The sequence below is a fragment of the Streptomyces sp. RK9 genome, assembly GCF_045070545.1.
GTDB lineage: Bacteria > Actinomycetota > Actinomycetes > Streptomycetales > Streptomycetaceae > Streptomyces > Streptomyces alboflavus.
Genome location: NZ_CP173703.1, coordinates 2,060,166 through 2,079,527 on the forward strand (window position 1 = coordinate 2,060,166; position 19,362 = coordinate 2,079,527).

18 protein-coding genes and 1 pseudogene are annotated in these 19,362 nt (G+C 74.0%); 7 read left to right on the forward strand and 12 right to left on the reverse strand.

Annotated elements, in window-relative coordinates:
* Positions 1-338 precede the first annotated feature (338 nt).
* Positions 339-806 (forward strand): hypothetical protein, encoded by a 468-nt coding sequence (locus AB6L24_RS08115; protein WP_405653698.1) that lies wholly within the window; start codon positions 339-341, stop codon positions 804-806.
* A gap of 175 nt (positions 807-981) precedes the next feature.
* On the forward strand, positions 982-1,905 hold the full coding sequence (locus AB6L24_RS08120; RefSeq protein ID WP_405653700.1) for a phosphotransferase family protein: 924 nt from the start codon (positions 982-984) through the stop codon (positions 1,903-1,905).
* Between the two features lie 49 nt (positions 1,906-1,954).
* On the opposite strand, the gene AB6L24_RS08125 is transcribed toward AB6L24_RS08120, so the two are convergent.
* Positions 1,955-2,854 (reverse strand): SAM-dependent methyltransferase, encoded by a 900-nt coding sequence (locus AB6L24_RS08125; RefSeq protein WP_405653703.1) that lies wholly within the window; start codon positions 2,852-2,854, stop codon positions 1,955-1,957.
* Positions 2,855-3,011: 157 nt separating this feature from the next.
* Positions 3,012-3,362, reverse strand: a pseudogene (locus AB6L24_RS08130) (MazG-like family protein); the annotation flags it as partial.
* A gap of 76 nt (positions 3,363-3,438) precedes the next feature.
* On the opposite strand from AB6L24_RS08130, the gene AB6L24_RS08135 reads away from it, so the two are divergent.
* Entirely contained in the window at positions 3,439-3,762 is a 324-nt protein-coding gene (locus AB6L24_RS08135; RefSeq protein WP_380858862.1) for a nuclear transport factor 2 family protein, read from the forward strand.
* A 66-nt stretch (positions 3,763-3,828) separates the two neighbouring features.
* On the opposite strand, the gene AB6L24_RS08140 is transcribed toward AB6L24_RS08135, so the two are convergent.
* The 3 genes from AB6L24_RS08140 to AB6L24_RS08150 all read right to left on the reverse strand — a co-directional run bounded on the left by AB6L24_RS08140 (position 3,829) and on the right by AB6L24_RS08150 (position 6,192).
* Complete coding sequence (locus AB6L24_RS08140; RefSeq protein WP_405653706.1) at positions 3,829-4,713, reverse strand: PhzF family phenazine biosynthesis protein; 885 nt, start codon at positions 4,711-4,713, stop codon at positions 3,829-3,831.
* Positions 4,714-4,780: 67 nt separating this feature from the next.
* Positions 4,781-5,245, reverse strand: a complete 465-nt coding sequence (locus AB6L24_RS08145) for a lamin tail domain-containing protein (RefSeq protein WP_380858868.1) — start codon at positions 5,243-5,245, stop codon at positions 4,781-4,783.
* Between the two features lie 170 nt (positions 5,246-5,415).
* Complete coding sequence (locus AB6L24_RS08150; protein WP_405653709.1) at positions 5,416-6,192, reverse strand: SDR family oxidoreductase; 777 nt, start codon at positions 6,190-6,192, stop codon at positions 5,416-5,418.
* A gap of 133 nt (positions 6,193-6,325) precedes the next feature.
* On the opposite strand from AB6L24_RS08150, the gene AB6L24_RS08155 reads away from it, so the two are divergent.
* Positions 6,326-7,954, forward strand: a complete 1,629-nt coding sequence (locus tag AB6L24_RS08155) for an alkaline phosphatase D family protein (protein WP_405653711.1) — start codon at positions 6,326-6,328, stop codon at positions 7,952-7,954.
* A 31-nt stretch (positions 7,955-7,985) separates the two neighbouring features.
* On the opposite strand, the gene AB6L24_RS08160 is transcribed toward AB6L24_RS08155, so the two are convergent.
* The 3 genes from AB6L24_RS08160 to AB6L24_RS08170 are packed head-to-tail and all read right to left on the reverse strand — an operon-like array spanning position 7,986 to position 11,755.
* Positions 7,986-8,990 (reverse strand): small ribosomal subunit Rsm22 family protein, encoded by a 1,005-nt coding sequence (locus AB6L24_RS08160; RefSeq protein WP_405653713.1) that lies wholly within the window; start codon positions 8,988-8,990, stop codon positions 7,986-7,988.
* Positions 8,991-8,999: 9 nt separating this feature from the next.
* A complete protein-coding gene (locus AB6L24_RS08165; protein ID WP_405657091.1) occupies positions 9,000-10,295 on the reverse strand; it encodes a serine hydrolase domain-containing protein in 1,296 nt (431 codons plus the stop codon).
* A gap of 59 nt (positions 10,296-10,354) precedes the next feature.
* The gene (locus tag AB6L24_RS08170; protein ID WP_405653715.1) at positions 10,355-11,755 is read right to left on the reverse strand and encodes a multidrug effflux MFS transporter; all 1,401 of its coding nucleotides are present in this window, start codon (positions 11,753-11,755) and stop codon (positions 10,355-10,357) included.
* Positions 11,756-12,342: 587 nt separating this feature from the next.
* On the opposite strand from AB6L24_RS08170, the gene AB6L24_RS08175 reads away from it, so the two are divergent.
* A complete protein-coding gene (locus AB6L24_RS08175) occupies positions 12,343-14,286 on the forward strand; it encodes a glycoside hydrolase (RefSeq protein WP_405653716.1) in 1,944 nt (647 codons plus the stop codon).
* 88 nt (positions 14,287-14,374) lie between these two features.
* On the opposite strand, the gene ddaH is transcribed toward AB6L24_RS08175, so the two are convergent.
* Complete coding sequence (gene ddaH, locus AB6L24_RS08180) at positions 14,375-15,202, reverse strand: dimethylargininase (protein WP_380858885.1); 828 nt, start codon at positions 15,200-15,202, stop codon at positions 14,375-14,377.
* A gap of 196 nt (positions 15,203-15,398) precedes the next feature.
* A complete protein-coding gene (locus AB6L24_RS08185) occupies positions 15,399-15,578 on the reverse strand; it encodes a DUF6243 family protein (RefSeq protein WP_125264063.1) in 180 nt (59 codons plus the stop codon).
* A 155-nt stretch (positions 15,579-15,733) separates the two neighbouring features.
* Here AB6L24_RS08185 and AB6L24_RS08190 point away from each other — a divergent pair, with 155 nt between their 5' ends.
* Positions 15,734-16,366: a TetR/AcrR family transcriptional regulator gene (locus tag AB6L24_RS08190; RefSeq protein WP_405653719.1), complete on the forward strand. Its 633-nt coding sequence runs from the start codon at positions 15,734-15,736 to the stop codon at positions 16,364-16,366.
* On the opposite strand, the gene AB6L24_RS08195 is transcribed toward AB6L24_RS08190, so the two are convergent.
* The gene (locus tag AB6L24_RS08195; protein WP_405653721.1) at positions 16,309-17,238 is read right to left on the reverse strand and encodes a glycerophosphodiester phosphodiesterase; all 930 of its coding nucleotides are present in this window, start codon (positions 17,236-17,238) and stop codon (positions 16,309-16,311) included. The genes AB6L24_RS08190 and AB6L24_RS08195 overlap by 58 nt on opposite strands.
* A gap of 170 nt (positions 17,239-17,408) precedes the next feature.
* Between AB6L24_RS08195 and AB6L24_RS08200 the strand changes: the two genes are divergently transcribed.
* Positions 17,409-18,188, forward strand: coding sequence for a bifunctional DNA primase/polymerase (locus AB6L24_RS08200; protein ID WP_405653723.1), 780 nt, complete (start codon positions 17,409-17,411; stop codon positions 18,186-18,188).
* Between the two features lie 70 nt (positions 18,189-18,258).
* Here the strand turns inward: AB6L24_RS08200 and AB6L24_RS08205 are convergent, their stop codons facing one another.
* Positions 18,259-19,233: a hypothetical protein gene (locus AB6L24_RS08205; RefSeq protein WP_405653726.1), complete on the reverse strand. Its 975-nt coding sequence runs from the start codon at positions 19,231-19,233 to the stop codon at positions 18,259-18,261.
* Positions 19,234-19,362: the final 129 nt, after the last annotated feature.

Genomic DNA, 19,362 nt, shown 5'->3' on the forward strand with positions numbered 1-19,362 from the left:
TGGTGTGTTTCATTCGGGACGTGGGTCGTTCATGTCGGGGGATGTGGCCGGGTTCACCCCGGTGGCGTCGCGCGGCGGGGGTGGCGGCGTCGTGCGACGGGGCCCGGTGGCGGCGTACCGCATGGCCAGATTTGGCTGTGACATGTCAAAAATCATGAGGATGTGTCTTGTTCTCTCAAGGGCCCTGTGTCTCAATGACCTCAACCCACATCACTGACTGACCGTCAGCAATGGCGGGCGCGTCGCTCCTCGGGCAAGCGGGCAGCGGCAGCCGGGCACCGGCGGCCGTCGGCGAGGCGGGCACCCCACACTCCCCCCATTGAAGGCAGGCCCCCCCCATGAGGCATGGCAGATTAGCCCTCGGCTCGGCCATCGGCGCCGGCGCGCTCGCCGTGAGCGCCCTGGTGCTCGCTCCGGCCGCGGGCGCGGTGGAGCCGCAGGAGGCTTCCATCGGCTTCGAATGCGGTTCGTTCGGCTCGGGCTCGGCGGCGCTCAAGGCGACGCAGAACGGCACCGCGGCCACCATCGAGGTGTCGACGTCGGCGATCACCGCGCCGATCGACGTCGGCGCCGGTGCGGTCGACTCCACGCTCACGCTCACCAAGAACGGCTCCGGCACCACCACGTTCAGCGGCAACTCCAACCCGGCGATCCCCGCGGGCAGCCCCGTCTCCACCGGTCCGCTCAGCGGCACCGTCGCCGCGGGCGACAGCCTGGAGGCGAGCTCCCTGAAGATCGTCGTCTTCGGCATCACGGTGAACTGCACCGCCACGTCGGCGCAGACGCCGGGTCCCTTCAAGTTCTGATCAAGTCCCCGGCCCCGGTTCCGGGTGCGTGCGTACGGTGCGAGGGTGTCGCGGTCCGGACGGCGGACCGCGGCACCCTTCCGCGTACGGGCCCGGCCGCCGCGCACCGGGCACCGGCTCCGCACCGGGCGAAAACGCGTTGCCGCCCCCGCCCGCGCCCCCTACCGTGCCGATCATGCTGCCCTCCGTGGACACCGACGAGGAGTGGGACGCCGTCGTCCCCGACGAAGCCGTCATGCGGCCCGCCGCCGAGGACCTGAGCGCCCGCCTCGGCCTCGCGGGCGCGCCCCTCACGCGCTACGGCGAGGGCTCGCAGCCCGTGTACGCGGTGGGGGAGCGGCACGTCCTCAAGCTCTTCCCCGGCGCCGCGGCCGACGACGGCGCCGCCGAGGCCCGGGTCCTTGCCCACGTACAAGGACAACTGCCCGTCCCCACGCCGGAGTTGCACGACTTCGGGGCGTACGTCAACGGCTGGAGCTACGTCCTGATGTCCCGCCTTCCCGGCGAGGGCCTGCACCTCGCCTGGCCCCGGATCCCGGCGGCCGACCGGGACCGGGTCGTGACGCGGGCGGGCGAGACGCTGGCCGCGCTGCACGCGCTCGGGCACGCGCCTCTCACCGACGTCCTCGGGCCCGGCGACTGGCGGGAGTTCACCGCGCGGCAGCGCGCGGGCGCCGCCGCCCGGCAGCGCGCACGCGGGCTCCCGGAGAGCTGGGCCGAGCAGATCCCCGCCTTCCTGGACGCCGTCCCGCTGCCCGCCGCGCCCGGGCCCGCGCTGCTGCACACGGAGTTCATGCGCCAGCACCTCCTGGTGGACCCGGGCGACGGCCACCGCCTCACCGGACTCTTCGACTTCGAACCCGCGATGATCGGCGACCCCGCCTACGACTTCGTGGGCGTCGGCCTCTTCGTCACGCGCGCGGAGCCCGGGCTGCTCGCCCGGTTCATGGCCGCGTACGGCCGCACCTTCGAGCCGCGCCTGCTCCTCGCGTACACGCTGCTGCACGTGTACAGCAATCTGCCCTGGTACCTGCGCGAGCTGCCCGCGCCGCCCGAACCGACGCTCGACGCGCTGGCCGAGGCGTGGTTCGGGCACTGACCCGGCGGCGCGGTGCGGGGACTGCCCCGGCGCGCCGGGCGCGCGCCGCTCAGTCCGTGGCGACCGGCACCAGCGTGAGATACGCGAAGCCGAGCAGCCGGCGGTAGCCGCGCAGGAAGCCGGCGCGGTGCCGGTCGGTGCGCTCGCGCAGCTCCGCGGCCCGCGGGTGGTCCGGGTGCGAGGCCAGCCACTCCTCGGTGTCCGCCAGATACGCGGACTCGAACTCCTCCCACTCCTCCTCGCTCGCCGTCTCCACCCACAGCGGGCGGAAGCCGGCGGCGACCGCCGCTTCGGCGAGGCCGCCCAGGTCGAGGTGCTCGTCGGCGCGGGCGTCCGGCCACAGCGCGGCCAGGTCGGCGGCCGTGGGCGTGCGCTGCCAGAAGCCCTCGCCGAGCACGACGCGTCCGCCCGGCGCGACCAGGCCGCGCAGGACGCGCAGGGCGTCCGCGGAGTACGGCGGCGGGGCGTCGGCCGGGCACAGGGCGTGGGCCGAGCCGAGGCACAGGACGACGTCGGCCGGGCCGCGCGCGGTGTCCGTGGCCGACTCGGCGATGAACTCGACCCGCTCACCGAGCCCGCGCGCGCCCGCGGACGCGCGGCCCCGCGCCAGGTCCTCCTCGTTGAGGTCGACGCCGATGCCCGTGGACCCCGGTGCCGCCTCCAGGATGCGCAGCAGCGTCTCGCCCCAGCCGCTGCCGAGGTCGAGGACGGTGCCGCCGCCCGCGCGCACCAGCGGCTCGGCCGCGCGCCGGACGATGCGGTCGGCGCGCGCCTCCGACAGGGGGCCGTGGAAGGTGACGCGGGTGAGGCGGGGCGGGACGGCGTCGGGGTCGGTGAGGTGGGGGCCGGTGGTGTCGGCGTGCGGGGCCGTGCCGGTGGTGGTGGCGGTGGTGCCCGTGTACGTGCTGGTGGCGGTGGTGCCTGTGCGCGTGCTGGTGCTTGAGTCCATGGCGGGTGACGCTAACTCGTCAGGTGGCGGGGCGCTCCTGGATTTCGGCGGCTTCGGGGCGTACGGCCTCGGGGCGCGTGTCTTTGGGGTGCACGTCTTCGGCGGGGCCGGGACCTTGGCCGGGAGCGGGCCCCGGCGAAGGCGAAGGCGATGACGCCGACGCCGCCGACGTGGAGCGCGCCGCGACCGCGTGCAGCCGGGCCGCGAGCGCGCGCTCCGGTTCCGGGGTGAGCGTGCGCAGCGCCACGAGCGCCGTGATGACCACGTCGCACAGCTCCGACTCGACGTCGTCCCAGGTGTGCGTGGTGCCCTTGCGCGGGTTCTGCCCGGTGGCGCCGACGACGGCCTGCGCCACCTCGCCGACCTCCTCCGACAGCTTCAGCATCCGCAGGAGCAGGGTCTCGCGGGCCGGGTGGCTGCGGTGGGAGTCGAGCCAGCCGTGCAGGCGGTCGACGGTCTCCCACAGGTCGGGTGCGGGCAGGGGCGGCGCGGGCGTCGGGTCGGACATGGGGGCAGCCTGCCACGGTCGCGGGGGCGGGCGATCCCGGGTGGCGGGGCGGCGGGGCCGGTGCGAGCGTGGGCGCATGAGCATTCAGACAAACCGGCTCGGCGACCCCACGGTCCGGGCCTTCGTGACCGCCGTGAACGCCAACGACAAGGCCGCCTTCGAGGCCCTGCTCACACCGGGCGCGACCATGTCCGACGACGGCTCCGACCGGGACATCGCCGACTGGACCGACCGCGAGATCTTCTCCTCCAACGGCCACATGGACGTCGAGTCGGAGTCGGACGGCGGGCGCACGCTCCTGGTCAGCTACCGCAACGACACCTGGGGCGAGATGCGCACGAAGTGGCGGTTCACGGTCGACGGCGACAAGGTGTCCCGGTTCGAGACGGGCCAGGCCTGACACCGGTCCGCCGCAGGACCGCCGCTCCGGGGCGCGCCGGGCGCGCCCCGGAGCCCTGTGCGTGCCTCACTCCGGGATGCGCACCGCAGCCCCCGCCACCCGCACCCGCGCGTCCCCGTCCCGCAGCGTCACCGTGAGCAGTCCGGGGCGCCCCATGTCCACGCCCTGGTGGAGGGTCAGTTCGGCGGTGGCGGGGACCAGGCCGAGTGCGCGGGCGTACGCGCCGAAGGCGGCCGCCGCCGCGCCCGTCGCCGGGTCCTCGACGACGCCGCCGACCGGGAACGGGTCGCGGACGTGGAAGACCGTGTCCGACTCCCGCCACACCAACTGGACGGTCGTCAGGTCGAGCCGGACCATCAGGGCCTTCAGCCGGTCGAAGTCGTAGTCGAGGTCGGCGAGGCGGGCGCGGGTGGCGGCGGCGAGGACCAGGTGCCGGGCGCCCGCGAAGGCGATGCGGGGCGGCAGGTCGGGGTCCAGCTCGTCCGCGCGCCAGCCGAGCGCGGCGAGCGCCTCGTCGACGTCGGCCGCCGCGATCTCCTCGATGTGCGGCTCCACGCTGGTCAGGGTCGCCCGCAGCACGCCGTCGGACTCGGTGACGCGCACCGGCACGGTCCCGGCGCGGGTGGCGAACACCAGGTCGCCGGGCCCGTCGCGGTCCGCGACGGCGACCGCGGAGGCCACCGTGGCGTGCCCGCAGAAGGGGACCTCGGCCTGCGGGCTGAAGTAGCGCACGGTGAAGGAGCGGGCGCCGTCGTCGGGCACGGCCGGGCCGGGGGTGAGGAACGCCGTCTCGCTGTAGCCGAGTTCGGCCGCGACGGCGAGCATGGCCGCGTCGTCCATGCCGCTCGCGTCCAGGACGACGCCGGCGGGGTTTCCGCCCGCGGGGTCGGTGGCGAAGGCGGTGTAACGCAGCACGTCGGGGCGGTCCGGGGCGGATTCACTGTGGCTCATGCCGGACGACAACCGCCGCGCGACCGGGTCCATTCCCGTTCGCGCGGCGGTTTTCGATCACAGTGGCTCAGTGGCAGTTCTTGGTCCCGTGGTCCCGGGTCGTCCAGGAGCAGGAGTCGATCTGCGTGCCGCTCGGCTTGAGCAGCCGGGCCTTGTCGCTGGTGTTGTTCCAGACGTACGAGCCCTGGCCCCAGTAGCGCACGCCCGAGGCGTTGGTGCCGTTGCCGGTGCGGACCTTCACGGTCTTGCCCGCGCCGATCTTGTAGCTGCCGAAGGTGTACGTGAAGCCCGTGTTGTCCTTCAGCTTGTAGCCCTTCAGCTGGATGGCGCCGCGGGTGTTGTTGTGGATGTTCACCCACTCCGCGTTGCGCGAGCTGTTGGAGCCGGTGTCCCGGCCCGGGCTGTCGTACTGGATGAAGCCGAGGTGCAGGCCGCCCTGGTGGGCCGCGGCGGAGGCCGGCGCGGCGACGAGCAGCGGGGCCGCGACAGCGGTGGCGGCGAGGACGGCGGTGGCCATCGAACGTATGCGCAACTTGTGCTCCGTATGTGAAGTTCCCGTGGAGAGCAGCGAGCTTAGTACGTCGTTGTACGACATCGGAGGCCGCTCCGGGCATATGACTGGAACTCAGCCCTCCCCGCCGTACTGCAATCGGCCCGCCCGGGCCTACGCACAGCCCGCGCGGCCCGCCGCCGGTCCCGCCGTCAGCCGCGTCCGACGTACGGCATCGTCGTGGCGAGCACGGTCGCGAACTGCACGTTCGCCTCCAGCGGCAGCTCCGCCATGTGCCGCACGGTGCGGGCCACGTCCGCCGCGTCCATCACCGGCTCGACCGCGAGCTGCCCGTTGGCCTGGAGGATCCCCGAGCGCATGCGGTCGGTCATGTCGGTGGCGGCGTTGCCGATGTCGATCTGTCCGACGGCGATGCGGTGCGGGCGGCCGTCCAGGGACAGGGACTTGGTGAGGCCCGTGAGCGCGTGCTTCGTGGCGGTGTACGCGACGGAGTGCGGGCGCGGGACGTGCGCCGAGACGGAGCCGTTGTTGATGATCCGGCCGCCCTGCGGCCGCTGCTCCCGCATCCGCCGGAACGCCGCCTGGGCGCACAGGAACGCGCCATTGAGGTTGGTGTCGACGACCTGGCGCCACTCGGCGTAGTCCAGGTCCTCGACGGGGGTGCCGCGGGGGCCGAACGTACCGGCGTTGTTGAAGAGCAGGTCGAGGCGGCCGAAGCGGTCGGCCGCGGCGTCGAAGAGGGCCGTCACGTCGTCGGGGGACGTGACGTCCGTGCGCAGGCAGAGGGTGCGGGGGGCCGCGGGGTCACTGACCAGGGACGCGGTCTCGCGCAGGGTCTCCTCGCGGCGGCCCGCGAGCGCCACCGACCAGCCCGCGCCGAGGAGTTCGAGGGCGACGGCGCGACCGATCCCGGAGCCCGCCCCGGTGACCACGGCGTTCTTCGACGGTGCTGTTGGCTCAGCGTTCATGGCCCCGCAGCGTACGGGAGGGTCCGCCACTCGGACCTCATCTGCCCGCCATATGGCTGTTGTGTACGTGACAGGCGGGTGTCGCCCCCGGACACTCCAATGCATCTTGCAACCATCGTCAGGGGAGGGGCACATGACACCCGCAGGACAGCACGCACCCGAACTCCGCGCTGCCGCACGCCACTTGGGGCGCCGTCGGTTCCTGACCGGAACCGGCGCGGCCGCCGCCCTCGCCTTCGCCACCAACCTGCCGACCGCCGGGGTCGCGGGCGCCGCCGAGATGGACGCCGCCCGCGTGTCCGACGACCCCTTCACCCTCGGCGTGGCGTCCGGCGACCCGCAGCCGCACTCCGTGCTGCTGTGGACCCGCCTCGCACCCAGACCCTTCGAGGAGAACGGCGGCCTGCCCGCCGAGCGCGTCACCGTCCACTGGGAGCTGGCCCGCGACCCGCGCTTCCGGCGGGTCGTCAGACGCGGCACGGCCACCGCGCACCCGGAGTTCAACCACTCCGTGCACGTCGAGGTGGACCACGTCGACGCCGACCGGACGTACTACTTCCGCTTCCGTGCGGGGAAGTGGGTCAGCGAGACCGGCCGCACCCGCACCGCACCGCCCGCCTACAGCAAGGCCGGGCTCACCCTGGCCGCCGTCTCCTGCCAGGCCTACCACGACGGCTACTTCACCGCGTACAAACATCTCGCCGAGGACGACGTCGACGTCGTCTTCCACCTCGGCGACTACCTGTACGAGTACGCCGTGAACTCCGTCGGCGGCGCCCGCAAGTACACCGACCGCGTGCTTCCCGACGTCTTCAACCGCGAGACGCAGACCCTCGACGACTACCGCCGCCGGTACGCGCTCTACAAGACCGACCCCGACCTGCGGGCCGCCCACGCCGCCCACCCCTTCGTCGTCACCTGGGACGACCACGAGGTCGAGAACAACTACGCCGACGACGTCGACGAGAACGGCAACCCGCCCGAGGAGTTCCTCCTGCGCCGCGCCTCCGCGTACCGCGCGTACTGGGAGAACCTGCCGCTGCGCCGCCCGCAGCGGCCCACCGGGTCCGACATGCAGCTCTACCGCCGCATCGGCTGGGGCCGCCTCGCCCAGTTCGACATCCTCGACACCCGCCAGTACCGGTCCGACCAGGCCTACGGCGACGGGGCGCACGTGCCCGGGCCCGAGTCCCTCGACCCCAGGCGGACCATCACCGGAGCCGGCCAGGAGCGGTGGCTCATCGACGGGTGGCGGCGCTCGCGCGCCGTCTGGAACGTCGTCCCGCAGCAGGTCACCTTCTCCCAGCGCAAGTTCGACCTCAACCCCGTCGCCAAGGTCAGCATGGACGCCTGGGACGGGTACGCCGCCTCGCGCGCCCGGGTGCTCGCGGGGGCCGAGGCCGCCGGGGTCGACAACCTGATGGTGCTCACCGGAGACGTGCACGTCGGGTACGCCTTCGACATCAAGGACGACTTCGACGACCCGTCGTCCGACGTCGTCGGGACCGAGATCGTCGCCACGTCCATCGCCAGCGGCAAGGACGGGGCGGAGCGGCCCGCCAACTGGGAGACGTACATGAAGGCCAACCCGCACCTGAAGTTCTACAACGGGCGCCGGGGCTATGTGACCGTCGGCCTCGACCGGCGGCAGGCGCGGGCCGACTTCAAGACCGTGTCGGCCGTCACCACGCCGGGCGCGCCGATCGTGACGGCGGCGTCGTTCGTGGTGGAGGCGGGCGAGCCGGGGCTGCGGCCCGCCTGACCCGCAGGGTCCACGGAGGCCCCCGGGCGGGCTAGGTCCCGGCCGGGGGCCAGGGGGCGCCCCAGGGCGTGTCCCGGGCCTCGCGGTACAGCGCCCCGTGCCGCTTCGTCACGGTCTCCCGCCGCAGCGCCCCCGCCGCGTCGCACAGGTCCAGCAGGACCATCCCCTTGCGGATCTGCGGCTTGCGGACGACCCGGCCGGGCGAGGGCTCGGCGGGGACGGCGGCGGGGCGGACGGCGGCGACGTAGGAGAACTTCTCGTCCTCGTAGGCGAGGGAGCCGCCCTTGACCTTCCGGTGCAGGGAGGACCGGGCGACGCGGACGGAGAAGTGGCACCAGTCCTCGCCGGGCACGATCGGGCAGGCGTCGCTGTGGGGGCAGGGCGCGGCGACCCGGAATCCGGCGTCGATCAGCCGCGCCCGGGCGTCGAGGACGCGGGCGTACCCGTCGGGCGTGCCGGGTTCGACGACGACGACGGCGTCGGTGGCGGCACGGGCGGCCGCGTCGACGACGGCGGCACGGTCGTCGGCGGTGAGCTCGCCGAGGACGTAGGAGACGGTGACGAGCGCGGCGGACGGCACGTCGAGGGCGGAGCCGATGCGGGCGCGCTGCCACCGGACGGGCGCGAGGTCCGGGTTGGCGGTGGCGATCTCCCGGCCGAGGGCGAGCGCGGGCTCGGCCCAGTCCAGGACGGTGACGGGCCGCTCCCCTGGCCAGGTGGCGTTGACCGCCCAGGTGGCCGCGCCGGTGCCGCCGCCGATGTCGGTGTGCCCGGCGGGGCTCCAGTCGGCGGGCACGGCGGCGGCGAGCGCGTCGAGGGCGGAGCGGGCGGCCTCGAAGGTCGCGGGCATGCGGTACGCGGCGTAGGCGCTGACGTCCGCGCGGTCCCGCAGGACGGGCGCGCCGGTGGGGGTGGTGCCGCGGTAGTTCGCGATCAGCCGGTCGACGGCCTGGGCGGCCGCCTTGGGCGGCAGGCCCTCCAGGAGGCCCGCGAGGGCGGTACGGAGGGTCTCTGCGGGGGAAGCTTGGTCGCGCACCCCGTGAGTTTAGTGGCCCGTGGGGGCGGTGGGGCGCCGGGCGGCCCCGGGCGCAGGCCCCGCCGCCACCGCCCGCGCCAGCGCCGTCGCCGCGCGGACCCGGGGGCCGTTGTCGGGGGGCTGCCGCCGGGGGTGGACGGTGTTGGCGAGGAGCACAAGGAACGTGTCCGTGGCGGGGTCGAGGACGAGGGACGTGCCGGTGAAGCCGGTGTGCCCGGCCGCGCCCCGGCCCGCGAGCTCCCCCATGAACCAGGCCTGGTCCACGCCGAAGCCGAGGCCGGGCGCGGCCAGCATCATGCGGACGTGGTCGGGGCCGAGGATGCGGGCGGCGCCGTACGAGCCGCCGTTCAGCAGGGTCCGGCACAGCACGGCCAGGTCGCGGGCGGTGCCGAAGAGCCCGGCGTGCCCGGCCACGCCGCCGAGCGCCCACGCGTTCTCGTCGTGCACCTCGCCCCGCAGCATGCCCCGGTCCGTCTTGGCCCACGGCCGCCGCTGGTCCTCGGTCGCGGCGGCGCCCGGGCACGGCCCGAACCGGGTGCCGGTCATGCCGAGCGGCCGGGTGATCCCGTCCCGGACCAGCCGGTCGAGGCGGCGGCCCGTCACCCGCTGCAGGACCTGCTGGAGGAGCAGCATGTTCAGGTCCGAGTAGACGTACGCGCCCACCTCGCCGGAGGGCACCTCGGCACGCAGCGCCCGCAGCCGCGCGGGCACGTCGGGCAGCTCGTACAGCGGCAGTTCGGGCCGCAGCCCCGAGGTGTGTGTGAGCAGCTGCCGCACCGTGACGCCGTGCGCGGCGACGCCCGTGCACTCGGGGGCGTACCGCGCGACGGGTGCGTCGAGGACGAGGGCACCGCGCTCCACCTGCTGCACGGCGGCGATGGTCGTGCAGAGCTTGGTGAGGGAGGCGAGGTCGAAGGGGGTGTCGACGCGCATGGGGACGCGGTCGGGCGGGGGGAGGTCGGTGGGGGTGGTGGGGTGGGGTGAGGTGTTGAGGGGGGTGTTGTCGGTGGGGCCGGTGGTGGTGTGGGGCGGGGTGGTGACTGGGGTGTCGTCGGTCGGGCCGTGGGTGTGAGGCGGGGCGGCGACGGAGGTGCTGTCGGCCGGGCCGGCGGTGGTGCGGGGCGCGGGGCTTTCGCCGGTGGTGCGGGGGGTGGCGCTCCCGTCCGCCCCGGCGTACCGCACGGCCCACCCCGCCGCCTCCGCCACCGCGATCACCGGGCCGCGCCCGGCGAGGACGACGGCTCCGGCGCACCACGGGCGGGGTCCCTCGGGCAGCGCCCGCACGTCGTGGACGAGGCGGCGCAGCTCGGCCGCGTCGAGTCCGGCGTGCTCCGGGGAGCCGGGCCGCAGCACCGGCGAGGCGGTCAGCGGTCCGACTTCCGGGGCCGGGGCACGGCCGCCGTCCCGGCCTCCGTCGCCGACGCGGTCCCGCCCTCCGCCGACGCGGTCCCCGGCTCCGGCGCCTGCGCGTTCTGGTTGTGCTGCCACGGGCGGCACAGTCCCACGAAGCAGACGACGGCCGCCAGCGCGCACGACAGCTGCACGACGGCCATCGGCACGGCCGTCCGCTCGCCCGCGATGCCGACCAGGGGCGAGGCGATCGCGCCGATGAGGAAGGACGACGTACCGAGCAGCGCGGACGCGGAACCGGCGGCGTGGCGGGTGCGCATCAGGGCGAGGGCGTTGGTGTTGGGCATCGCCAGGCCCATCGCCGACATCAGCACGAACAGGCCGACGGCGATCGGCGCGAGCCCGATGTCGTCGCCGAAGACACCGCTGGTCATCAGGAGCAGCGCGGTCGCGGCCAGCGTGATCACCGCGAGCCCGAAGCCGAGGGCCTTGTCGAGGCTGACGCGGCCCACGAGCAGCTTGCCGTTGATCTGGCCGACGATGATCAGGCCGACCGAGTTCACGCCGAAGAGCAGGCTGAACGTCTGCGGCGACGCCCCGTAGATCTCCTGGATCACGAACGGCGAGGCCGAGATGTACGCGAACAGCGCGGCGAAGGCGAAGCCGCCCGCGATCATGTAGCCCGCGAACACGCGGTCCGCGAGCAGGCCGCGCATCGTGCGCAGCGCCTCGACCGTGCCGCCGTCGTGGCGGTCCGCCGGCGCCAGGGTCTCCGGCAGGCAGCGCCACACCAGGGCGGTCAGCGCGATCCCGATGACCGTCAGGACGACGAAGATGCCGCGCCAGTCGGTCAGGCGCAGGACCTGGCCGCCGATCAGCGGCGCCACGATGGGGGCGACGCCGGAGATCAGCATCAGCGTCGAGAAGAACTTGGCCATCTCCACGCCGTCGTACAGGTCGCGGACCACCGCCCGCGCGATCACGATCGCCGCGGCGCCCGCGAGGCCCTGGAGGAGGCGGAAGGCGATGAGGAGCTCCGCGGTGGGGGCGAGGGCGCAGATCGCGGTGGCGAGGATGTAGACGAGGAGGCCGATGAGGAGGGGGCGGCGACGGCCCCACTTGTCGCTCATCGGGCCCACGACCAGCTGGCCCAGGGCCATGCCCATGAGGCACGCCGTGAGGGTCAGCTGGATCGTGGCCGCGGGGGCGTGCAGGGCGTCCGTGACCTCCGGCAGGGCCGGGAGGTACATGTCCATGGACAGCGGGGGCATGGCGGTGAGGCCGCCGAGGATGAGGGTGACCAGGGCGCCGGTCGCCACGCGCAGGGCGGCGGGGTCCTTGGCTCCTGTGGGCCCCGCCGCCCCGGGTATCCGGCCCTCGGTCCGTCTCTCCGCCGCCTGCCCGCGCTTCGGCATCGCGCCCCTCCCTGGTTAGTTGGTAGTGCCCTCTATCGTCTCAGGCTTGGCCCCATGCTCTTTCCTCGCGTGGGCGCGTCCTGGGTGTGGGGTCACCGGCTTGCCCGACAGTCCGGCCCGGCCGGGGGCGCCCCCGTGTCGGCGCTTCGCGCCTCGTCCTCAAGCGCCGGACGGGCTTTCTCCCACCCGCCCGCCCCGACTTGCATCGGTCTGGCCAACGGCCCGGCACCCTCAGCCCGGCCGGGGTCGCCCCCGTATCGGCGCTTCGCGCCTCGTCCTCGCCGGACGGGCTTTCTCCCACCCGCCCGCCCCCGCCTGTACTTGGCTGAGCAGCAGCCCGGCACCGTCAGCCCCGCGGTGTCTCTTCAGCCCGCCCAACAGCGCCTTTCGGCCCGCCTCGGGGAAGTTTCAGCCTGTCCGGCGTTTGAGGACGAGGCGCGGAGCGCCGATTCGGGGGTGGCCCCGTCCCATCCCCGGGGTCCGGGGCGGAGCCCCGGTTTCGGGAAGGGGTGGGATTGGGGAATGCCCCGCAGGGTCCGGACGTGGGCTCTTAGGACTCTCTTAAGCCCACCCACTATCCAGTCCCCATGCCCGCGAAGCGAACCCTCGCCATAGCCCTGGCCGCCGCGACGGCCGCCACCCTCACCACGGCGGCCGCCCCGAAGGCGCCCCCCACCGACCCCCACGGAGTGCCCCTCGCCGTGGCCGGCGGCACCGCTCTCATCGACCCCGCGACCCTCGCGGCGAGCGCCCGCAGGGACGACGGCCGCACCCAGCGCCTGAGCGCCCCGGCGGCCACGGACCTGGGCGCCCCCGGCCCCGTGCACCGCGCCGACGCGGGCCGGGCGCGGTGGAGTTACCCGGAGAGGGGGTTGGAGGCCACGGCCCGCGTCGACCACGGGCGCCTCGCCCTCACCCTCACCGCCACCCGCGACACCAAGCTCCGCTGGCCCGTGACGGGGACGAGGGGAAGCCTCCAACTCCCGCGCGGGGAGGGCCTGGACGTCCCCACGTCCGACCCCTTCTGGACCTCGGGCGAGCAGAGGCTCACGGGCACCACGGTCGACGTGGGCGCCGACCTGACCCTGCCCCTGTGGGGCTACTCGGCGGGCCGGCACGGCGTCAGTTATCTGATACCGACGGATATCGGGACGAGCCTCACGTTCGACAAGGGCCCGGACGGCCACCTGCGGACCACCGCGGCCCACACCTTCGAGAAGGGCGAAGGCACCCGCGCGTACACGGTCACGTTCGCCCTGACCGACGGCACCCCCGTCGCCCCGGCCGCCGACTACCGCGCGTACCTCTCCGAACGCGGCCGCCTCGGCAGCCTGAAGGAGAAGATCCGCCGCAACCCGGCGACGAAGCGCCTCCTCGGCGCCGCGCACGCGTACGTGTGGGGAGAGGCCCGCACCGCGGCGGGCATCCGGCGCCTGCGGGCCCTCGGTGTGGACGGGATGTGGCTCGGGTACGACGCCGGCCCCGACCCCATGGGGAAGGCGGCGGTCGCGGCGGCGCGGAAGGCGGGATACCTCGTCGGGCCGTACGACACGTTCGCCAACGGGCAGGACCCGAGGACCGCCGACAGCCCCACGTCGGTGTGGCCGGGCCGCGTCTACCCGGACTTCTGCGTCCGCGACGCCGACGGCCGCCCCCGCACCGGATTCGGCGGCCGCGGCTGCTACCTGAGCTCGGCGGCCTTCGAGCGCGCCGAACCCACCCGCCACCTCCTCGCCGACCGCACCCGCGCGATGGTGCGCAACGGCGCCGACAGCTACTTCCTGGACGTCGACGCCACCGGCGAGCTGTTCCGCGACCACGCGGCCGCGCACCCGATGACGAAGGCGGGCGACCGTGCCCACCGCCTCGCCCGGATGCGCCGCATCGCCGGCTCGGGCCTTGTCCTCGGCTCCGAGTCCGCCCAGGCGTGGGCCAACGAGGCGGTCGCCTTCGACCACGGCAGCGCGACACCGGTCGCCGACGGGCTGTGGGCGCTGCAGAAGGACCGGGAGAAGTGGGGCGGCTACTACCCGGAGGCCGCCCCCGGCGTCTTCTTCAAGCCGGTCCGGCTCCCAGCCTCGCTCTCGAAGGCCATGTACGACCCGCGCTACCGCGTCCCGTTGTACGGGACAGCCCTGCACGGGGCGACGGTCAGCGCCGAGCGCTGGGAGCTGTCGTACGAGAAGCTGCCCGCCGAGAAGACCCGCCGCGCGCTGCTCGCGATGCTCTACGACCGGCCGCTCAACCACGTCATCGACGGGCCGACGCTGGCCCGGCACGGGCGGGAGATCGCGGCGCTGCAGAAGTACTTCGCGCCGCTGCACCGGGCCGCGGGCACCGAACGGCTCACGTCCTTCCGGTTCCTGAGCAAGGACAGGCGGGTCCAGCGGACCGTCTTCGGCGGCGGCAGGCTGACGGTCACCGCCAACTTCGGTGCCGCGGCCCGCGACGGGCTGCCCGGCGGCTGCGTCGACGCCCGGCTGCGCGGCGGCGACCGGCCGCGCCGCCTCTGCCCGGCGGACCTGCGCTGACGACGGACCCGGGAACGCGAGAGGTGGGGGTGGTCCGTGACCACCCGCACCTCCTTGTGTGCCGTGCCTGCTCGGCATGTGCCGTGCCTTACGCGGCGCGCAGCTCCTGCGTGCAGCACTTCACGCTGCCGCCGCCCTTGAGCAGTTCGCCGAGGTCCATCCCGATCGGTTCGTAGCCCCGCTCGCGCAGCGGCTCGAAGAGACCGACGGCGGCCTGCGGGAGCAGCACGTGCAGGCCGTCGGAGACCGCGTTCAGGCCGAGGGCGAGTGCGTCCTCCTCCGTGGCGATCAGCGCGTCGGGGAACAGGCGGCGCAGGACCGCCTGGCTCCCGGGCGAGAACGCGCCGGGGTAGTACATGACGTCGTCCGTGGCGTCGTCGAGGACCGCGAGCGCCGTGTCCAGGTGGTAGTAGCGCGGGTCGACGAGGTCGAGGCCGATCACCGGGCGGCCGAAGACCTCCTGGGCCTCGCCGTGCGAGAGCGGGCTGGCCCTGAAGCCGCGGCCCGCGAGGACATAGCTGGAGGTGGTGGCGAAGTCGCCCTCGCCCTCGTTGATGTGGGTCGGTTCATGGACCTCGGTGAAGCCGTTGGCCCGGAACCACTCCAGGTGCGCGGCCGCCTCGGGCTGCCGCTCGGGGTGGACGAAGCTCGCGCCCAGGACGCGGCCGTCGACGACGGTCGCGCCGTTCGCCGCGAAGACCATGTCCGGCAGGTCCGGGTGCGGCGTCAGCTCCTCGACGGTGTGGCCGAGCGAGCGGTAGCGGTCGCGCAGGTCCTCCCACTGGGCGACGGCGAGCGGGACGTCGACGGGTTTGGTGGGGTCCATCCAGGGATTGATGGAGTACGTGACCTTGAAGTGTGCGGGTGCGCACATCAGGTAGCGCCGGGGTGTGGCGCGCCGGGCAACTCGATGCAACGAAGGCTCCTCACGGACCGCAGGGGCTGGTGCTGCCCATGGTGCGGTCTGAGGAGCCTTCGCGCAGCGATCTGAGCCCTGTCTGCTGCGATCTGGGCGGGTATTTACTCATGAACCGGGCGCTTTTGGGGCCCTGAGTTGTATTTCGACCGGCGCTCTCGGGGCTCCGGCCGCCCGCAGGGCGGGCGCTCGGGGTTCACGCGTCGTTCTTCGCCGACCGGCCTTCCTGGAGTTTGCGCAGCAGCTCGCGCTTCTGCTCCTGCGGGCTGAGGCCGCCGCCGACCCGCCCGGAGCCGCGGCCGCCGCGCAGCGCCTTGCGGGAGAGGTTGGTGCGCGTACCGCCGACGCCGAGCATTCCGGATCCGCCTCGTGACATGTCGTGCCTCCATGGGAGAGAGTGCGTATGTGGCGAGACGTATCGTCTCGTCTTGAGGTGAGCTTAAGCGAGACGTAGCGTCTTGTCGAGTGATTTACGTGAGGTCGGGACTCAGGTGAGACGCGGCGTCTCGTGGCGCTGCTACATTCGTTGTCATGGCTCAGAAAACCGCCCCTGACTCCACCCGCCGCAGCGAGCGCTCGCGCCGCGCCATCTACGACGCCGCCCTCTCCCTGGTCGGCGAGGTCGGCTACGGCAAGATGACGATCGAGGCCATCGCCGCCCGCGCCGGTGTCGGCAAGCAGACCATCTACCGCTGGTGGCCCTCCAAGAGCGCCGTCCTCCTCGACGCCTTCCTCGACCTGTCCGAGCAGGCCTCCGCCGAGCTGAGCGCGAAGGCGGGGCTCGCCGAGGTCGCGACCGCCATCCCCGACAGCGGGGACCTGGAGGCCGACCTCAAGTACGTGCTCCGCGCCACCGTCGACGAGATGACCAACCCCAAGTTCGACGCCCCGGCCCGCGCCCTGGCCGCCGAGGGCGTCGTCAACGAGCAGCTCGGCAGGGAATTCGTCGAGAAGCTGCTCGAACCGCAGCTCCAGCTCTACGTCGACCGGCTGCGCGCCGCCCAGGAGCAGGGCCAGGTGGCCCCGCACGTCGATCCGCGCATCGCCCTCGAACTCTGGACCGGGCCGCTCGCCCAGCGCTGGCTCCAGCACACCGCGCCGCTCGGCTACGAGTACACCGACACCCTCGTCGAGTACGCCCTGTACGGCATCGCGCCCCGCTGACCGGCGGCCGGCCGGACCGCCGCCCGCGCCACCGCCGCCTTCGCCCGGCCCTTGATCGGCGTGCGCGAGAGCAGGCCGGGCGCGTCCGTGATCACGCCGTCGCAGCCGAGCCGAAGGACCCGGTCGCGCTGGCGCGGCGTGGTCACGGTGTGCGCCCACACCCGGGGGATGCCGGAGTTGACCGCCCGCAGCAGATCCGCGTCCCGCGCCTTGTAGTCCACGTCGAGGACGTCGACGAACGACGCCCAGTCCCGCGGCCGGTCGGTGCGCAGCTGCGTCCGCGAGCGCCACAGCTGGGCGAGCAGGCCCAGGTGGTGGGCGCGGCGGGCCACCCAGGGCTTGTTGGTGTTCACGAACACCGAGCGGGCCAGGCCGCGCGTGTGGATCATCGTGCCGAGCCGGGCCAGGCTCTGCGGGTCCTTGGCCTCCAGCATCAGCATCACGCGGCCGCCGAAGCGGTCGAGGACCTCCGCCACCGTCGGCGGCCGCTCGGCGCGCCAGCGGCCCGGCACGCCCGCCGGCGGCCGCAGCCGCACCCGCTGCCACTCCCGCAGCGTCAGCCCGCGCACCGGGCCCCGCGCGTACGTGGTGCGGTCCAGGGTCGCGTCGTGCATCACCACCAGCGTGCCGTCGCGCAGCATCCGGGTGTCGACGTCGATGACCTGCGCCGTGCGCCGCTCGAAGGCGGCCACCAGGCCGGACATGCTGTTCTCCGGTACTTCGAGGGCGCCGCCCCGGTGCGCGGTGTAGACGATCGGGGGGAGCGCGTCGACGGTGAGCGGGCCGCCGCCCCACTCCAGGGGGGTCAGGACACCGGCCGGGCCCGCGAGGGCGAGGGCGGTGAGTCCCGTCAGCACAGTCCTAGTGACCATGTCGAACACCGTAGGTGCGCGATTCGCCGCACAGCGTGAAATGACGCGCTATGTCACCCAGCGGCTGGCATCACCCCAGGTACCCCGGATGTGGACTACGGCCACCCGGGGCGCAGGATGGTGGGACGATAGGTCATGCTGTTCCGCACGACGGCGAGGTGAGGGGATAGATGGGCGCGGAGTTCGGCCGGACGTCCGGCGCGCAGGGCAGGATCTCCCAGTGGCTCCGCCGACGCGCGCGTTCCGGCGCCGAGGCCAGCGCGGGCGCCGCGAGCGCCCGCCGCGAGGACCTGCTGCTCGCCGTCGCCGCCGCGGGGCTGCCCCTGGCCCCCGCCGCCCACCCCGCCGGGTACCGATGTTCCTGCGACCGCATCGGCTGCCCCACCCCCGCCCGGCACCCCGTCTCCTTCGCCTGGCAGACGCAGTCCACCACCGACCGCGCCCAGATCGAGCGCTGGGCCAGGCACCAGCCCCAGGCCAACTTCATCACCGCGACCGGCATGGTGCACGACGTCCTCGACGTCCCCCTCGACGCCGGCCGCGCCGCCCTGGCGCGGCTGCTCGCCGCCGAGGTGGAGGTCGGCCCCGTCGCGGAGTCCGAGGGGGCGGGCGACGAGGGGCGGATGCTGTTCTTCACGGCGACCCGCGGCACCCCCGAGGACGAGGACGAGTGGTGGCCGTGCGAGCTGGACTGCCATCCGGAGACGATGGACGAGCACCCCGGCCTGCGCTGGCACTGCCGCGGTTCGTACGTCCTGGTGCCGCCCGCGCGGCTGCCCGGTGACCTCGCCGTCGGCTGGGTCCGGGGTCCGGAGTTCGCGCTGCCCGACCCGCTGACGCTTCTGGAGATCCTCACCGACGAGTGCGCGCGGTACGCGCAGGAGCCTGGGGAGGACGCCGAGGACGCCGAGGACACGGCGGGCGCGGGGGCCTGGCCGCTGCGGGGCTGACCCGCAGGACCGCGACGCGCAGGACCGGCGCGCGGTCCCGCGGGGCCGACGCGCGGGCCGCGCCCCGCGCCTATTCGCCCTTCGCCCCGACCAGACCCTGCATCCGGCTGAGGATCTTCACCTTGCCCGTGCCGTCGGGGTCCAGGGCCACCTGGTTCGAGACGCGCTCCAGCATGACGGACTGCTTCGCCTCGCCCTTCATCAGCGCCTTCACGTCCGCGTCGACGGTGACGTTGAGGCCCTTGGACGCGGTCTGCTTCTCGTAGTGGTGCGTGGCGAAGAACACCAGCGCGCCGCCGTCCTTCGTGCGCAGGCCGAGCGGGGCGAACGCGCCCCCGTCGCGCGGCTCGTCGATGTACTGGACGGCGAGGCCGAGCCGCCGCTTGTTGCGGTCGCGGGCCGCCTTCCACTGCGTGGTGTGCGGGCCCGGCTCGAAGGCGTCGCCGCCCGACTTCAGGAACGCGGTGTACTCGCCGCCGAGCCGCCGCGGCGCCACCGCGAGCCCGGAACCGGCGACGGCGACCGGCTCGACGTGGCCGTCGGCGTCCTTCTCCAGCTCGGGCATCCGGTCGGGCTGCACCAGGTTCAGATACGTCGCCTCCCACAGGGAGTCCGCGTCCGCGCGGGTGAAGGCGATCAGCCAGCGGTAGCCGTGCGGCTTGCGGTTGGCCTCGGCGTCGACGACGAACCACCGCGGCCAGCCGGCCTTCTTGGGGATGGAGTACGTCACGTCCGTCAGCTTCAGCGGCACGTACCGGGAGTTGCCGTCCGGGTTCTGCACGTGCCGTGCCTTCAGGCCCGCCTGGTTGATGGCGCCGAGCGGGCCGGTGACGCGGGCGGCGTTCAGCGTCGGGTCGTACGCCTTGTCCGCCTTGTTGTAGGCGGTGAGGAAGTCCTTCAGCGCGCGGGCGGCCTCGGGCTTGGTGGCCGTGCGGACGACCTCGCGCTCGCCGTGCACCGTCACGCATCCGCTCGCCGTCAGCGAGAGGACCGCCACCGCCGCCGCGTACGAGACCGTCCTGCCGAGCCTTGGAACCCTGCTCATCGGATACCTTCACCTACCCCTTCCCGGGCCCGAACCCTATCGGGGCCGGGCAGGCGCCGGACGCCGGGCTCCGGCAGTGCGGCAGACGTCCTCAAGGGCCCGCAGTGTCCGCACTGGCCGGATTCGCCG

Coding starts and splice junctions, on each gene's coding strand:
- AB6L24_RS08190 (WP_405653719.1), top strand. CDS start 15,734: ATGGCTCAGAAAACCGCCCCTGACTCCACCCGCCGCAGCGAGCGCTCG.
- AB6L24_RS08170 (WP_405653715.1), bottom strand. CDS start 11,755: ATGCCGAAGCGCGGGCAGGCGGCGGAGAGACGGACCGAGGGCCGGATA.
- AB6L24_RS08175 (WP_405653716.1), top strand. CDS start 12,343: ATGCCCGCGAAGCGAACCCTCGCCATAGCCCTGGCCGCCGCGACGGCC.
- AB6L24_RS08115 (WP_405653698.1), top strand. CDS start 339: ATGAGGCATGGCAGATTAGCCCTCGGCTCGGCCATCGGCGCCGGCGCG.
- AB6L24_RS08150 (WP_405653709.1), bottom strand. CDS start 6,192: ATGAACGCTGAGCCAACAGCACCGTCGAAGAACGCCGTGGTCACCGGG.
- AB6L24_RS08195 (WP_405653721.1), bottom strand. CDS start 17,238: ATGGTCACTAGGACTGTGCTGACGGGACTCACCGCCCTCGCCCTCGCG.
- AB6L24_RS08135 (WP_380858862.1), top strand. CDS start 3,439: ATGAGCATTCAGACAAACCGGCTCGGCGACCCCACGGTCCGGGCCTTC.
- AB6L24_RS08155 (WP_405653711.1), top strand. CDS start 6,326: ATGACACCCGCAGGACAGCACGCACCCGAACTCCGCGCTGCCGCACGC.
- AB6L24_RS08140 (WP_405653706.1), bottom strand. CDS start 4,713: ATGAGCCACAGTGAATCCGCCCCGGACCGCCCCGACGTGCTGCGTTAC.
- AB6L24_RS08205 (WP_405653726.1), bottom strand. CDS start 19,233: ATGAGCAGGGTTCCAAGGCTCGGCAGGACGGTCTCGTACGCGGCGGCG.
- AB6L24_RS08200 (WP_405653723.1), top strand. CDS start 17,409: ATGGGCGCGGAGTTCGGCCGGACGTCCGGCGCGCAGGGCAGGATCTCC.
- AB6L24_RS08185 (WP_125264063.1), bottom strand. CDS start 15,578: ATGTCACGAGGCGGATCCGGAATGCTCGGCGTCGGCGGTACGCGCACC.
- AB6L24_RS08120 (WP_405653700.1), top strand. CDS start 982: ATGCTGCCCTCCGTGGACACCGACGAGGAGTGGGACGCCGTCGTCCCC.
- AB6L24_RS08125 (WP_405653703.1), bottom strand. CDS start 2,854: ATGGACTCAAGCACCAGCACGCGCACAGGCACCACCGCCACCAGCACG.